At 56.8% G+C, this 14,351-nt stretch carries 12 protein-coding genes and 1 tRNA gene; 7 read left to right on the top strand and 6 right to left on the bottom strand.

What is annotated here, in order from left to right; all coding sequences use genetic code 11:
- Positions 1 to 2: 2 nt before the first annotated feature.
- The 4 genes from HB664_RS22250 to gss all read left to right on the top strand — a co-directional run bounded on the left by HB664_RS22250 (position 3) and on the right by gss (position 4,766).
- Positions 3 to 848 (top strand): ABC transporter permease, encoded by an 846-nt coding sequence (locus tag HB664_RS22250; RefSeq protein WP_023294546.1) that lies wholly within the window; start codon positions 3 to 5, stop codon positions 846 to 848.
- Complete coding sequence (locus HB664_RS22245; RefSeq protein WP_219940226.1) at positions 841 to 1,818, top strand: ABC transporter ATP-binding protein; 978 nt, start codon at positions 841 to 843, stop codon at positions 1,816 to 1,818. The genes HB664_RS22250 and HB664_RS22245 overlap by 8 nt, the downstream gene beginning before the upstream one ends.
- A complete protein-coding gene (locus tag HB664_RS22240) occupies positions 1,815 to 2,792 on the top strand; it encodes an ABC transporter ATP-binding protein (RefSeq protein WP_069303302.1) in 978 nt (325 codons plus the stop codon). The genes HB664_RS22245 and HB664_RS22240 overlap by 4 nt, the downstream gene beginning before the upstream one ends.
- A gap of 111 nt (positions 2,793 to 2,903) precedes the next feature.
- Entirely contained in the window at positions 2,904 to 4,766 is a 1,863-nt protein-coding gene (gene gss / locus HB664_RS22235) for a bifunctional glutathionylspermidine amidase/synthase (RefSeq protein WP_219940225.1), read from the top strand.
- 52 nt (positions 4,767 to 4,818) lie between these two features.
- Here gss and pgaD read toward each other — a convergent pair whose 3' ends face one another.
- The 4 genes from pgaD to pgaA are packed head-to-tail and all read right to left on the bottom strand — an operon-like array spanning position 4,819 to position 10,958.
- Positions 4,819 to 5,253: a poly-beta-1,6-N-acetyl-D-glucosamine biosynthesis protein PgaD gene (pgaD, locus tag HB664_RS22230; protein WP_032659996.1), complete on the bottom strand. Its 435-nt coding sequence runs from the start codon at positions 5,251 to 5,253 to the stop codon at positions 4,819 to 4,821.
- Positions 5,253 to 6,581, bottom strand: coding sequence for a poly-beta-1,6-N-acetyl-D-glucosamine synthase (pgaC, locus tag HB664_RS22225; RefSeq protein ID WP_219940224.1), 1,329 nt, complete (start codon positions 6,579 to 6,581; stop codon positions 5,253 to 5,255). The genes pgaD and pgaC overlap by 1 nt, the downstream gene beginning before the upstream one ends.
- Positions 6,574 to 8,511, bottom strand: a complete 1,938-nt coding sequence (gene pgaB / locus HB664_RS22220; protein WP_219940223.1) for a poly-beta-1,6-N-acetyl-D-glucosamine N-deacetylase PgaB — start codon at positions 8,509 to 8,511, stop codon at positions 6,574 to 6,576. Before pgaB ends, pgaC begins: the two co-directional genes overlap by 8 nt.
- Before the next feature lie 8 nt (positions 8,512 to 8,519).
- A complete protein-coding gene (gene pgaA, locus HB664_RS22215) occupies positions 8,520 to 10,958 on the bottom strand; it encodes a poly-beta-1,6 N-acetyl-D-glucosamine export porin PgaA (RefSeq protein WP_219940222.1) in 2,439 nt (812 codons plus the stop codon).
- A gap of 672 nt (positions 10,959 to 11,630) precedes the next feature.
- Between pgaA and HB664_RS22210 the strand changes: the two genes are divergently transcribed.
- From HB664_RS22210 to HB664_RS22200, 3 genes are all read left to right on the top strand, one after another.
- Positions 11,631 to 12,182: a helix-turn-helix domain-containing protein gene (locus HB664_RS22210; protein WP_064673297.1), complete on the top strand. Its 552-nt coding sequence runs from the start codon at positions 11,631 to 11,633 to the stop codon at positions 12,180 to 12,182.
- A gap of 131 nt (positions 12,183 to 12,313) precedes the next feature.
- Positions 12,314 to 12,607, top strand: coding sequence for a DUF1493 family protein (locus HB664_RS22205; RefSeq protein WP_231113503.1), 294 nt, complete (start codon positions 12,314 to 12,316; stop codon positions 12,605 to 12,607).
- Between the two features lie 166 nt (positions 12,608 to 12,773).
- Positions 12,774 to 13,196 carry a hypothetical protein gene (locus HB664_RS22200; RefSeq protein ID WP_231113502.1) on the top strand — a complete coding sequence of 141 codons (423 nt, stop codon included), beginning with the start codon at positions 12,774 to 12,776 and terminating at the stop codon, positions 13,194 to 13,196.
- Between the two features lie 140 nt (positions 13,197 to 13,336).
- Here the strand turns inward: HB664_RS22200 and HB664_RS22195 are convergent.
- Positions 13,337 to 13,412, bottom strand: a tRNA-Phe gene (locus HB664_RS22195).
- A 95-nt stretch (positions 13,413 to 13,507) separates the two neighbouring features.
- Positions 13,508 to 14,224, bottom strand: a complete 717-nt coding sequence (locus HB664_RS22190) for a DUF554 domain-containing protein (protein WP_219940221.1) — start codon at positions 14,222 to 14,224, stop codon at positions 13,508 to 13,510.
- Positions 14,225 to 14,351 lie beyond the last annotated feature (127 nt).

Raw genomic sequence — 14,351 nt, 5'->3', positions numbered from 1 at the left:
GGATGAGCAGACGCTGGCAGCAGGTTCGTCACCAGCTGCGCCGCAACCGTCCGGCGCAGTTCTCTCTGTTTGTGCTTTTTATTTTCGTCGTCGCCGCGCTCTGTGCGGGGTTAAGCCCGTACGATCCGGATCGGATGGCGCTCGGCGCGCGCACGTTGCCGCCGGATGCCGCGCACTGGTTCGGCACCGACGAATACGGCCGCGACTACTTCACCCGCGCGCTGTATGGCGGCCAGATCTCCCTGATGGTCGGTTTTCTGGCGATGCTCTTTTCCACGCTTATCGGCACGGTGGTGGGAACGGTGAGCGGCTATTTTGGCGGCTGGCTGGATAACCTGATGATGCGCGCCGTGGATATCCTGATGGCCATTCCGGCCTTCTTCCTGCTGCTGGTAGTAAATGCTTACCTCAAGCCGGGCGTGGATAACATCATTCTGATTATCAGCCTGCTGACGTGGATGAACATGTCGCGCCTGGTGCGTGCTGAAACCCTGTCGGTGAAAGAGCGCGAGTACGTGCTTTATGCCCGCGCGTCGGGAGAGCATCCGCTGCGCATCATCGTGCGCCACATTATTCCCGGCGTGCTGCCGACCATTATCGTGGCGGCCACGCTCAATATCGCCTCGGCCATTCTGATGGAGTCAACCCTCAGCTTCTTAGGGCTGGGCGTGCAGGCGCCCGCGGCGTCATGGGGAAGCATGCTTAACAACGCGCAGTCTTATATTGGCGAAGCGTCGTGGCTGGCGATGTTCCCCGGCATTCTGATCCTGCTGACGGTGTTCAGCTTTAACGTGCTGGGCGATGTATTCCGTACCGCCTTTGAGCCGGGAGCGAATCGCGATGAATAACCTATTAGCGCTTGAGAACCTGCAAACCACGTTCCGCACCCGCGAGGGCGAGGTTCACGCGGTGCGCGGCGTGAGCTTTCAGGTTCAGCCGGGCGAACTTGTCGGCATCGTCGGCGAGTCGGGCTGCGGGAAAAGCGTCACCTGCAAGTCGATTATCCAGCTTCTGGGGAGCAACGGACGGATAACCGGCGGCAGCATCCGCTTCCAGAATGAGGATCTGGCGCAGAAAACGCCCGCGCAGATGCGCGCCATTCGCGGCAACCAGATCGCGATGATTTTTCAGGATCCAATGACCGCCCTGAACCCGGTGTTGACCATCGGCAAGCAGATGGCTGAGATCCTGATGCGCAACAAAGGACTCAGCAAAAAAGCGGCCAAAGCGGCGGCCATCGCCATGCTGGAACAGGTAGGCATTGCCGGGGCGGAACGGCGATACGACCAGTATCCCCACGAGTTCAGCGGCGGGATGCGCCAGCGGGTGATGATCGCGATTGCGCTCTCCTGCAACCCGAAGCTGCTGATTGCCGACGAACCGACCACCGCGCTGGACGTGACCATTCAGGCGCAGATCCTGCGCCTGCTGAAAAGTCTGCAACAGCAGACCCGGACCGCGATTTTGCTGATCACTCACGATCTCGGCGTGGTGGCGCAGGTCTGCAGCCGCGTGGTGGTGATGTACGGCGGGCTGGTAATGGAGGAGGGGAGCGTGGAGGACATTTTTTATCGCCCTGCGCATCCTTACACCCAGGGGCTGCTGGCCTCGCTGCCGCGTCCGGATGAGGTCAATCAGCGTTTATCGCCCATTGAAGGTTCGCCGCCTGGCCTGCTTAACCCGCCACCGGGCTGTCCGTTCGCGGAACGCTGTCCGAAGCGCATGCCCCAGTGTGAACGACAGCCTGCATTTTACACCGCCGGAGAGGGCCATCGCGCCGCCTGCTGGTTATGGGCCGACAAGGAGATTCAGGCATGAGTGAACAACTGGCGCCATTAGTGAGCGTGCGCGATCTGCGCAAGCACTATCCGCTCAACGGCGGTTTGCTGCGTAAAGGCGTGGCCGTGAAGGCGGTTGACGGCGTGAGCTTTGATATCCAGCCCGGCGAGACGTTTGGCCTGGTGGGGGAGTCAGGCTGCGGAAAATCTACCCTCGGGCGCGCCATCCTGCGCCTTTTCGATATCACCTCGGGTGAGATCCACTTCGCCGGGCAGGCGATTGCCCACGCCCGTGAAAAAGAGCTTAAGCCGCTGCGTAAACGGATGCAGGCGATTTTTCAGGATCCTTACTCCTCGCTCAACCCCGGAATGACGGTGCGACAGCTGGTGGCCGAGCCGATGCAGATCCACGGCTACAGCCGCGAAGAACAGCGGGAACGTACGGAAACGCTGCTCTACAAAGTGGGGCTGAAGCACGAGCACCTTGAACGGTTCCCGCATGAGTTCAGCGGCGGCCAGCGTCAGCGCATCAGTATCGCCCGCGCGTTGTCCGTGCATCCTGAATTTGTGCTGTGCGATGAGCCGCTCTCTGCGCTGGACGTCTCGGTGCAGGCGCAGGTGGTGAATATTTTGCAGGATCTGCAGCAGGAGCTGGGACTAACCTATCTGTTCATCGCCCACGATCTCTCCATGGTGCGGCATATCTCCAGCCGCATTGGGGTGATGTATCTCGGCAAACTGGTGGAGGTTGCTCCGGCGAATGAACTGTATCAACGTCCGGCGCACCCTTACACCCGCGCGCTGCTGGCGGCGGTTCCCCAGCCCGATCCGCGCATCCGCAACCTCGAAGACGCCACCCTGCGCGGCGACATTCCAGGCCCCACGTCCGCGCTGCCGGGCTGTAAGTTCTGCAGCCGCTGCCCGCACGCGATGCCGGTTTGCCAGACGCAGGAGCCTGCCATGCGGGAGATCGCGCCAGGGCATTTCGCGGCATGCTGGCTGTTTAACATGTAGTTAATGCGCCGCGCAGGTGTATGATAAATGTCCCTCTGTCAGGTTAATTACAACGTGCAGACGACGACAACCCTTAAAAAAATTGCCGCCTGCCTGTTTTAGGTTGGATACATGCGTAAAGGAAAGTTAAGCAGTGATGCGCCATTCGGGACATTGTTAGGCTATGCGCCCGGTGGCGTGGCGATTTACTCTTCAAATTACGGCAGTCTGGACCCGCGAAAATACCCGGAAGACGCGGATTTTCGCAGCTATATCGGCAACGAATACATGGGCCACAAGTGGCAATGCGTTGAGTTTGCCCGCCGTTTCCTGTTTCTCAACTATGGCTTCGTGTTTACCGACGTCGGCATGGCGTGGGAAATCTTCTCCCTGCGCTTTTTGCGCCAGGTGGTGAACGATAACATTCTGCCCCTTCAGGCTTTTGCCAACGGTTCAAAACGCGCGCCGCGCGCCGGGGCGCTGCTGATCTGGCAAAAGGGCGGCGAGTTTCACGAGACCGGCCACGTGGCGGTGATCACCCAGCTTCTCGACGATAAGGTGCGTATTGCGGAGCAGAACGTGATTCACTCCCCGCTGCCGCTCGGGCAGCAGTGGACGCGCGAGCTGCGTCTGAGCGTGGAGAACGGGTGTTACACGATCCATGACACCTTCAACGACACGGAGATTCTCGGCTGGATGATCCAGACCGACGACGCGGAACACAGCATTCCCCAGCCGGAAATCGACGGCGAACTGCTGAAAATCAGCGGCGCGCGGCTGAAAAACAAGCGTCAGTTCGACGGAAAATGGCTTAACGAAAATGACGCGCTGCAGCAGGCGTATATCCGCGCTAACGGCCATGTGATCAACAAAGATCCCTGCCAGTACTTCACCATTACCGAAAGCGCCGAGCAGGAGCTGATCAAGGCCACTAACGAACTGCACCTGATGTACCTGCACGCGACGGACAAGGTGCTGAAAGACGACAGCCTGCTGGCGCTTTTCGACATCCCGAAAATCCTCTGGCCGCGCCTGCGCCTCTCCTGGCAGTGGCGTCGCCACCATATGATCACCGGTCGTATGGATTTCTGCATGGATGAGCGAGGCATTAAGGTCTACGAGTACAACGCCGACTCCGCGTCCTGCCATACCGAGGGCGGGCTGATTCTCGAAGAGTGGGTGAAAAACGGCTATCGCGGCAACGGGCATAACCCGGCGGAAGGGCTGCTGGAAGAGCTGACCGGGGCGTGGAAGCACAGCCACGCGCGGCCGTTCGTCCACATCATGCAGGACAACGATGTCGAAGAGGACTATCACGCGCTCTTTATTCAGCGTTCGCTGATGCAGGCCGGGTTCGAGACCAAAATTCTGCACGGGCTGGAGGCGCTCAGCTGGGATGCCGCCGGACAGCTGATTGACGACGAAGGTCGCCACGTCAACTGCGTGTGGAAAACCTGGGCGTGGGAAACGGCGATAGAGCAGATCCGCGAGGTAAGCGAAACCGAATACGCCGCCGTGCCGATCCGCACCGGACATCCCGAGGGCGAGGTGCGCCTGATTGACGTCCTGCTGCGCCCGGAGGTGCTGGTCTTCGAACCGCTGTGGACCGTTATTCCCGGCAACAAGGCGATTCTCCCGGTCCTGTGGCAGCTGTTCCCGAATCACCGTTATCTGCTCGACACCGATTTTGGGGTTAACGATCTGCTGAAGCAGACCGGCTATGCCGTCAAGCCGATTGCCGGACGCTGCGGCAGCAATATCGATCTCATCAGCGCCCAGGACGAACTGCTGGATAAATCCAGCGGCAAGTTTGTTGACCGCAAAAACATCTACCAGCAGCTGTGGTGCCTGCCGAAGGTCGACGGCAAGTACATACAGGTCTGCACCTTCACCGTGGGCGGGAACTACGGCGGAACCTGTCTGCGCGGCGATGACTCGCTGGTGGTGAAGAAAGAGAGCGATATCGAGCCGTTGATTGTGGTTAAAGACAAGTAGTTTACATCCGCGATAAAAAAGCCCCCGCAGGGCATCCTGCGGGGGCTTTTCGTTACTGCTCTTCCTCTTCCTGCTGCTCGTTGATCTTCAGATCGATGATGCGGCCAATCTGATCGTGGTACACCGTCAGCAGGTTGTACTGGCTCATCTCGGAGATGATCTGCGGTGAGACGTTAAAGCTGCGGGCCAGCTCCTCCTGGTGAAAATAGCCCGGCTGGCGCCGTCTCACGTGGGCGCGACGGCGGTTGTACTGATACCACAAAATCAGCAGCCAGCCGTTGAGCGCGGCAAATAGCAAGTAGATCAACACCGTATTAAAGGACGCGATAATCACGCCCCAGCGGTGGTCGCTCTCATCGGTTAGCTGCATCCACAGACGGGCATACAGGAAAAACAGAAATCCTCCCCACGCCACCAGCGTTAGCGCGGCATCAAAAAGACGCGGCAAGAGCCGATGCTCGGTCAAAATTAAGGTGTTTTCGTTCATTAAATGCTCCCTTTTCCCCGGTCCGGACTGATCCAGCGCGCGCGGGCGCGCTGGCGTTTAAGCATGACTTTTGGAAATGCGACTAGGGTGGTGAACAGGCCGATCATCCAGTACACCATCGGGAACCAGATCACCCAGAAAAGCGAGCTGGCCACTTTACGTTCATAGCGCCGCTCGATGTACAAGCTGACCAGGAACTGCAGCAGGCACATCACGCCCAGCAGCAGCCCGGTAAACTCCGGTGGAAAAAGGCTCTCCACGGTCAGCCTGGCGGGAACAGGCGCAACCTGGCTGAGGAGGAACAGCAGCACCGTCATCGCGTACGCGAAGGCCCACAGCGTTGACAGCGCGTACTCCATAAACAGCGGCCACATGCGGTGATGTTCCCAGCGCACAATCCTGCGAAGGTTGACCAGAAACACCTCCGCGCCCCCCTGAGCCCAGCGCAGACGCTGTTTCCACAGGCCCCTCAGCGTCTCCGGCATCAGGATCCAGCACAGCGCCCGCGGCTCAAAAAAGATATCCCAGTGGCGCAGCTGAAGCTTCCAGCTGATGTCGATGTCTTCGGTGATCATGTCCGGGCTCCAGTACCCGACGTCCGCCAGCGCCTGTCGGCGAAACGCGGCGATGACGCCGGAGACGGTAAAGACCCGGCCATAGATCCGCTGCGTCCGCTTGATGAGCCCAATAATGGAAGAGAACTCGCCCACCTGAATGCGGCCAATCAGCGTGGAGCGCGTGCGAATGCGCGGGTTCCCGGTAACCGCCCCGACGTGGGGGTACTGAATCAGCGGGGCCACCAGATAAGCGGCGGTATCGCGATCGAGCAGGGCGTCGCCGTCAATGCAGACCAGCAGATCGCCCCGCGCCGCCGCGGCTCCGGCTTTAAGCGCCAGCGCTTTCCCCTGATTTTCCGCGAGGTTAATCACCCGCAGGCGCGGCTGTTCCTGCGCCAACTCCTGCAGCACTTGCGCGGTGTTGTCAGAGGATCCGTCGTTGATGGCGATAACTTCTATATTTTCATACCGCTGATCCAGCGCGGCGCTGATGGTCTCCCGGGCATTTCGTCCCTCGTTGAAGCAGGGGATAAGAATGGAGATGAGCGGCTCACCGGCGAGCGTCGGGGCGGATGTGTCTTTATCCCACGACCAGTGGCGTTCAAGCTGAAACCAGAAATAGAGGCCGCCGGTTATCCAGAGCACCGACATGAACAGCGGCCAGAAGAACACAAAATCCAGAATCAGTTCGCCGGTAAAGAGGGCGGCCACGCCTAACGGCAACCCGAATACCAGACATAAAATAGAGAAGGCGATAATGCGATCAGTCATTGTCAGGGTACCAGTACGAAGAAAATTCAGGCCTGATGCGTGAGATATCAGGTTGGTTGTTGAGAAAGTCGTCGGGGTAGTAACCGTAGTTTTTGACGCCGTTCAGCTGGAGCACGCGCATCCACTGCGCAAGCTGGCTGTTGGCAACGGCGCGCTGCGGTTTCTGGTCCCAGTCCCTGGCCTGCAGCTCGAAAATGGTTTTATCAAGCGCGCCGGGGCGCGCGGCGACCGCGTTAACCAGACGCGTCAGCCAGGCATCGCTCTCGTCTGCCGGAACGGACTCCATCAGCGGCATGGCCATCGGCACCGTCCAGTCGTACTCCGCCAGAAAATCATCAAGATTCTGCGCGAACCACGCTTCGCTTTCGGGCTGCAGAATGGGTAAGGCGAACATATTGCGGGCGGTTTTTATCTGCGGGCCACGGATATGCTTCACCGCCAGGCTCAGGGCGTGGGTAAACCCGATAAGCGTCTGGCTTTTCTGACGCGTGGTGTTCTGACCGGCATCGTCCACGTCCGTCAGCGCCGCATCGTCATGGAACAAAATCCCGTTGAAGCTGGCATAGCGGGCCAGGTCTTCATAGATGTCCGTCACCTGCTGGCGCACCTGCGGGTCCCACGGGGAGAGCCGGATATAGGGCTCGGTGGCTTCGCGCAGCTGGCCGGTTTGACGATCCCGGCGCTGCACGCGCGGCAGGGAAGGATCGAGATCGAACGAGAGCACCGGCATCCACGCGAAGACTTTTACCCCGGCGCGGGTTTGCAGCTGCCAGGCGACAAAATTAAAGAGATCGGCCCGAACCGGCAGCCGACGGTTGGGGAAATAGAGCGCCTTGATCCTGCCGTCGCCCTGCGGGTCGGCAAACGCCTGCAGGAAAACATGGCTGATCTTCATGTCGTAGACCCGCTGGATCAGCCTGTTGATGTTTTGGGTCTGCTGGGCAGGATCGGGATCGTAAACGTAGTCGAGATCGACGTGCATGACGCGCACGGGATCGCGCTCCTGAACCTGGCTGACCGTGCTGGCAAACGCCTTGAGCGAGGGATTTCCGGCGATCAGCAGGCGGGGGATGTTGCCCAGATCCTGCACGTTCCCCAGCCCGTCCTCAAGGGTGAAGGCCAGCTGATAACCCTGCTGTCTGGCGATCGCAAGCGACGTACCGTTGGCGGCACCGTAGGGCCAGACCCAGGCGCGCGGCGCCTTGCCCGTCACCTGAGTAATTTTTTCAGTCACTTTGCGAACGTCATCGCCGATCCGCTGGCTGAACTGCCGATCGGTTTCATAGCGACCCGTCGCTTTGTCATAAAAGCGGTTGGCGATGGCCGGTTCCCGGCTGCCCTGCGGGTTGGCCGGAATGCCGTAATGCGAGGCCCAGGTATGCGATCCGATCTCAATCAGCGGGGACTGGCTAAGCTCGCGCACCATGTCCCACGTTGCGAAGCGATCCCGGGGCGTCATCAGGCCGCCGAAGTTAACTTTTTGATTCGCTGGCGTATCCACCCAGCTGCCCACCGGCGCCCACAGCGCAGGAACGTTCCATGCCTTAAGCAGCGGCCAGACGCGGGTGTAAAAGCTGCTGTAGCCGTCGTCAAAGCTGAGCAGAACGGCTTTTGGCGGCAGCGTTTTTTTCCCGTCATGCGCGTCAAGAATGTCCTGTACGCTGATGGCGTGGTAGCCGTTGTGCAGAAGCCAGCTTATCTGCTCGTTTAACGCGCTGGTGCGAACGGAGAGGTAGCGCTGATCGGCGGCATCGTCTTCGACGTCGTGGTAGGCCAGGACCAGAAACTGGTTCTCCGGCCAGGGTTTACTCGCCTCCAGCTGCGGCCGATCTTTGGGCGCAATGAACGAGATCGCCTGCGCGCAGACGCTCGCGCTGAGGCAGAGCCAGCCGAGGAGTATCAGGCTCACGGAAAAACGTGTGTTCAGCATATTCATCCTTAAAAGCGTAAAGTCGCGTCAAACGTGACGGAGAGATTGCTCTCGCGTTTGCCGTCGTACGGGCGTTTATCCCAGTTCAGCATCACGCCGGTATCAATGATGTTGTTCCACTGGACGCGCTGTCCGTAACCCAGCAGGGCGATGGCGCCAGCGGACTGATTTTTCTGCCAGTAGCTGCCGCCTCCCGCTACAAACTGCTGGCTCCAGAGGGTGTCGTAATGGCGGACCATCTCATGGTCAACGGCCAGGGCCGCCGTCACGGACAGATCCCGCTCCGGGTTGTAGTAGAGCGTGTCGCGCAGGCTGTTTTTACTGGCGGCGATCCCCGGTTCGAGATCCAGCGTCATAGACGGGGTCTGCCAGAGACGCTCCTTGCCCGTGAGGGTGTATTCCTGGCGACGGTTATGGTCGGAGAAGCGGCTGAGGGCGGCGCTGAACTGGTACTCACGCCGCTCGTTTTGATACCAGCGCACCCCGCCTTCACCCCGGTTGGCGCTAATGCCGTTGCGTAACGCCCGAAGGGGCGTAGTGCGCGACAGGCGTTCCAGGCTGCCGCTGACCTGCCAGCTATCGTTCACAAAGTACGTTGTTGCGAGGCGAGCGCCCGGCTTGTTTTCGCCGTGATAGCGGTTGCTGGAAAGCTCGGCTTCGAGCTGGAGGTCGCGTGGTCGCCACTCGACGCCGCCCAAAAGGTGACGGCTGGTGCCTTTGCCTTCATCGAAATTACTCTGCGCGTAGCGGGTACCCGCAAACAGCCGCCAGCTGTCCGCTACGGGTGGGCCATAGAGCGTGGCGTCCCAGCTCAGGTCGTGCGTCCCGCTGACGGGGCTATCGGAGTGCAAACCCTTGCTCGCGTTGAGGCGCAGCTCGGACATGTGGTGGACCGTCCTGAGCCTGTCGAGACGCCTGGCGCTGCGGTCGGCAGGCGCGCGGGCAAGCACGTCGTCGGCCAGTAAATCCATCTGTCGCCACTCCTGTAGATCCATCGCGACGTAAGCCTGCTGTTGCTCTAGCTCTGTATTGGACGGCTCCAGCGCCTCCGCCTTTTTCAGCGTTTGCTCGGCCGCACGCGGCAGGCCCCGCGCCTGAAGCAGGGTGGCGTAGTCAATCTGTAATCCCTGATTGCCCGGCGCCGTTGTCGCCAGACGGTGCGCCAGCTTTTCGGCTTCCGGCAGCGCATTCGTTGCCAGCAAATAGTTAAAGCGGAGCGACTGCCCGGTAAGCCACCGATCGTTCGGCTGAGGGGTAGGGGAGCCGAAATCGTAGCGGGTCCACGGGACGCTGCGGGTCTGGCGCTCAGCATATCGGCGGGCGGATTGATAATCTCCCGTATCCAGCCAGGCGTAGAAAAGCGCGTGCTCCTCGTCCTGCGGGTCGGAAGCGTATTGCGGATAGCGTTGCAGAAGCGCGAAGGCGGCGGCCGCGTTTTTCTCCTGAAGATACGCGGAGATGACCCAGCCGATTGCCCAGCCCGGCATCGGATGCTGCTCAGCCGTCAGCGCCTGATATTCACGGATGACCTGCGGGTAATCACCATGCGCATACAGCGCGCCAAGCCTGTCGATACGCGCCAGGACGACGTCTTCCGCCGCCTGCGGATCGTTTTGCCAGCGGGAAAGCAGGGCGTCGTAACGATTCAGCGCGGTTTGCGCAAGCTGCAGGCGCTCCTTTTCTGTTCTGCCGGGCACATCGGCAAGGCGAACCTGTTCGGCGGCGGCATTACGCTCAAGACGGCGACGCTCCGCGGGGGACAGCGTGACGCTTTGTGAAAGCTGCAGCGCGGGGGTGTTCACCCGGCTATCCGTTAGCGCGTCGATCAGCTCGCTGAGGAGCGCTTTATTCTCAGGCGCGATATTCAGCGCGCGGGTATCTGCCAGCAGCCGATCCCAGCTTTTTCCCTGGCGTAACCAGACATACGAGAGCGTCTCAAGATGTGCCTGAGAAGGATTTTCCGCTACCAGCCGTTGGGCTTCCTGCAGGGCAAGCGTGTCCATGCGGGCATCGGCGAGAGTTTTGATGTAGCCGATACGATAGTCGTCGTTATCCGGCGCAAGGCTACGCGCCTCTTTCCAGCGCGCCAGGGCTGGCTGCCAGGCTTTTTTATTCCGCCAGGATTGCGCGACGGCAGCAACGCCGCGGGCGGGCAGCGGCATATAAATACCGTAACGCTGCCAGACCTGAATAACCTCGTCATCATGACCTGCCCAGGACGCAACCTGTAACCAGTCCGCAACTTGTTTAGGCGTCAGGGCATGCTGCTGCTGATAACGCTGAAGATAATCGAGAAACGGCGTGTAATTACCGTTACGCGCCTGTTGAATCTGTTGCTCATAAACGGATTCAGTCGCCTGAGCCAGAACAGGAAAGAGGAATAACAGAAACAATAATGTTGGGGCGCGATAAAAGAATAACGTATTGAAGCGAAGCGATCTTTCCATATCTATTTGCCATTTGTTTATCATGAATCCATTGCATAACACGGCCGCCTTTAAACTCAGGGTTAAAGGCCATAAATGAGAACATTAAATCTGAATGCAGTGATGTTACGGGGTACTTACCTAAAGGTAATTATGGATCCTTATCTCAGTGGACTGGGTGAAAGCTAATGTACACCTGATATGTTGCCGGATAAATATGTTGAAATGGGGCTGTGTTGTTTTGAGATAATTCTGTATCGAGTGGTTTTTGGCGGTTTTATTGAAATGATTGTTTATTTGTAAATTATTGATATATTGGTATTTTATTTATATTGTGACAGCTTTGTATATATTTTTAATGTGGTTTACCTGCCTCAATTAAAGTACTTTCTGGTGCATGTTTGGGAAGTTTCATGACAAAAACTCTTAATGTTTAGGGAAGTGACTTTTCTGCGATTGTTTTTTATTTATAATTAATGGCAGCCATTGAATGATAGTCTACAGGAAGTCTTACTCATCAATGTCTGTATTGAGGGATGTCCAAAGCCAGAATACATTTATCGTTAATATAACAGCGCTATAAAACGAAGGCGGCCTTCTTTGCGAGGGATCGTGCTTGCTTTAATCTAAAAGGGATGGTTAGTGGCAACTTCAATTGTTTTAGTGACTCAGGATCGCTACCTTGTCAGGGGGATGAGGATATTTTTCCCGGATATTATCCTGCTCGACTCGATTGACAGAAACATATTTGATAACGGTGCAGATGAATATTCTGTATTGATTGATAGTCGTTCTCCGCTCCGTTTATATGATTACCTGATACGCCATCCGGCCAGAACGAAAAAAACAATCTGCTGCGTTATGCTCGATATGCGACACCGCGAGGAGAATCTGCTCAGTATGAAGTTATTTATGAACACGTCGCTGACCGCGCCGGATATGGCGTCGTTATTTAACCTGGTGCTCAATATGAAGGGCAGGCGCCTGACCACGAAGTGGCTGCTTAACTTACGGCTTAGCACGCACGAAGCGATCATGCTGCGGTTGCTGCGGGCAGGGATGCCGATGGAAGCCATCGCCGATGAGCTGAATACGTCGGTGAAAAGCCTCTATCGCAAACGAACGGCGCTCTCGGAACGCCTGGGGGCGGAGAACTTCAACGAGGCGTGTTTGTTTATCTTTAAAAACAAACTGCTGGACGCAGGTGGGAACGATCCCTGGGGTGGGGAGAAACCAAAAGCATAGAACTGACTTGAGGGCGGTATTCTGAGTTTTGAGAAAACTGGACGGTGACGACATCCTTGTTTTAGCTATGGATTTACTCTGGCTCAAAACGAGAGAAAGGACGTTGTAATGGACACGGTTGAAGAGTCTGGTTGGAAATTTTTCTGATGCTACATGATGAGCAAGAATTGTTAGATTACCTCACTGAGAATTACAGTGACCGTAAATCTCCGGCAAAGAAAGAATGGACCTTCCAGGAGCATTTCAATCTCATACCTGAAGATCTTGAGGACATGCTGCTTGACCTTTTCCCCCGGTACGGAATTGAGTACAGCAACTTTGTGATGGACCATTATTTTGAACCGGAGCTGTTTTGGTTTCAGTTTCGGCTCAGAAAAAAATTCCGCGATCGGCAGTACAAACCGCTATCTACCGGCGGATGTTAGGTGGCAGAAAATGATCGGGTGGCGGTTGGATTTTGGGGGAGAGGAAACGCGTATTATAATGAAAAACGAATAGTATCTTCTGCTCTTCAACCCCGTTTATGAACTGCCAGAGGCTAAGCCATGTGTTTTATCCTGAGCGGGTGATACCAGAAGGAGACTCCTGGAAGTGATTGAAAAATTTAAAAGGACGTTAGAAATGAATAAATATCTGTCTGGTCTGTGTGTTGTTTCCTTTTTTTATTTTTCTTCAATAGGTTACGCGCACTCTGCGGGGCTAAATAAAGTTCAGGTTAGTATCAAACCCAGCAGCGCTAATGGAGGATATATCCCGGTAATTTCTGATGCAGATGAAATCGAGCCTTCTGATTTCAGGGAGTCGGATCTACAGGAGATGCAGAATAGCCTGAGTAAGATGAAGTCCGACAACCGCAAAGTCGATGAGCTAACTCAGAAGGTTTTACAGCTTGAGAGAAAGAATTCTGAGCAGGAGAGTAAGATCGAGCGATTGCAAAAAAGCCTTGATGACATGAAGCGGAGCAACGACAACCTTTCAAATCAGGTCAGCAATTTATCCGGCAAAATTAAGTGATAAAAAAGAGCCACCGCCTGTATTAACTTACCGGGCTATTAGCGTAAGCGTGCCTGCATTAAAGCCACGCTTATCAGCGCTCAGAAATCGGCTGTAGCCATATAGCAAAAACCCAGCCATAGGCTGGGTTTTCTAAATAGTGGTGCCCGGACTCGGAATCGAACCAAGGACACGGGGATTTTCAATCCCCTGCTCTACCGACTGAGCTATCCGGGCAACGGGGCGCATTAAACCCGATCTGCCCCGTGGCGTCAACGAAAAATGTTGTTTTCGTTACAGACTGCGCAATCTCTCACCATTTCGCCGCATCCTTAAGCGAAAAAGTGCGTCCAGAGCGCGGAGAGCGGCATGGCGAGCAGCAGTGCGGGCAGCATGTTCACCACGGCAAACATCTTAATCCCACAGATGCGCAGCCCGGTCGCCAACAGCAGCAGGCCGCCGACGGCGGTAAAGTCTGCCATCATTGCCGGCGTGGTGAGCGGGAGAATCAACGTGGCGCAGGTGGCAAGCGCGAGCTGAATAAGCAGCATCGGGACGCAAATCGCCGCCACGGCGACGCCAAGGGTAGTGGCGAAAATGGTGGCGGTGAAGAAATCAAGAAACGCTTTCGCAATCAATATGCCTGGGTCGCCCGTCATCCCTTCCTGCATCGAACCGAAAATCCCGGTGCCGCTGGCGCAAAACAGAATGATGATGGCGACATAGTTTTGAATAAACGACTCGTGCGTACCGTGTTTCGCCTTGCCGCCCGGTCGGGCAATCAGGTTTTTGGCTTTACTCACCGCGCTGTTAATGCCTTTTTCCAGATAGCAAAATTCGCCAATCAGCGCGCCGAGCAGGGTGGCCAGCACCATCACCGGCAGGTTGGCGCATTTGATCACGAGAAGAATACCGATCCCTAACGATGCCAGGCCGAATATCGAGGGCATGGAGGTGCGAATACGCTCCGGCAACCGCTGGCTCAGCACGGCGCCGAGTACGCCGCCCAGCAATACGGCGCCTGCGTTAATAAATGGCCCGATAACCAAAGTTAACTCCTGTTATTTAATCATTGATATTGCATTATTATGGCACGGCAGGGCTGCGCGGGCCTTAGCTTTGGTTGATTTCGTGCATACTGATTCCTTCTTGCACCTCAAAATAAAAGGTGACATT

It is taken from the genome of Enterobacter sp. DNB-S2 (genome assembly GCF_019443845.1).
Lineage (GTDB): Bacteria > Pseudomonadota > Gammaproteobacteria > Enterobacterales > Enterobacteriaceae > Enterobacter > Enterobacter asburiae_B.
Note: the sequence above shows the minus strand (reverse complement) of the source record. Positions and strands in the feature narration are given on the sequence as shown.

Excerpts from the sequence above, each read along its gene's own strand:
- pgaD (WP_032659996.1), bottom strand. The coding sequence starts at position 5,253 with ATGAACGAAAACACCTTAATTTTGACCGAGCATCGGCTCTTGCCGCGT.
- HB664_RS22250 (WP_023294546.1), top strand. The coding sequence starts at position 3 with ATGAGCAGACGCTGGCAGCAGGTTCGTCACCAGCTGCGCCGCAACCGT.
- HB664_RS22240 (WP_069303302.1), top strand. The coding sequence starts at position 1,815 with ATGAGTGAACAACTGGCGCCATTAGTGAGCGTGCGCGATCTGCGCAAG.
- gss (WP_219940225.1), top strand. The coding sequence starts at position 2,904 with ATGCGTAAAGGAAAGTTAAGCAGTGATGCGCCATTCGGGACATTGTTA.
- pgaB (WP_219940223.1), bottom strand. The coding sequence starts at position 8,511 with ATGCTGAACACACGTTTTTCCGTGAGCCTGATACTCCTCGGCTGGCTC.
- HB664_RS22210 (WP_064673297.1), top strand. The coding sequence starts at position 11,631 with ATGAGGATATTTTTCCCGGATATTATCCTGCTCGACTCGATTGACAGA.
- HB664_RS22245 (WP_219940226.1), top strand. The coding sequence starts at position 841 with ATGAATAACCTATTAGCGCTTGAGAACCTGCAAACCACGTTCCGCACC.
- pgaA (WP_219940222.1), bottom strand. The coding sequence starts at position 10,958 with ATGGAAAGATCGCTTCGCTTCAATACGTTATTCTTTTATCGCGCCCCA.
- pgaC (WP_219940224.1), bottom strand. The coding sequence starts at position 6,581 with ATGACTGATCGCATTATCGCCTTCTCTATTTTATGTCTGGTATTCGGG.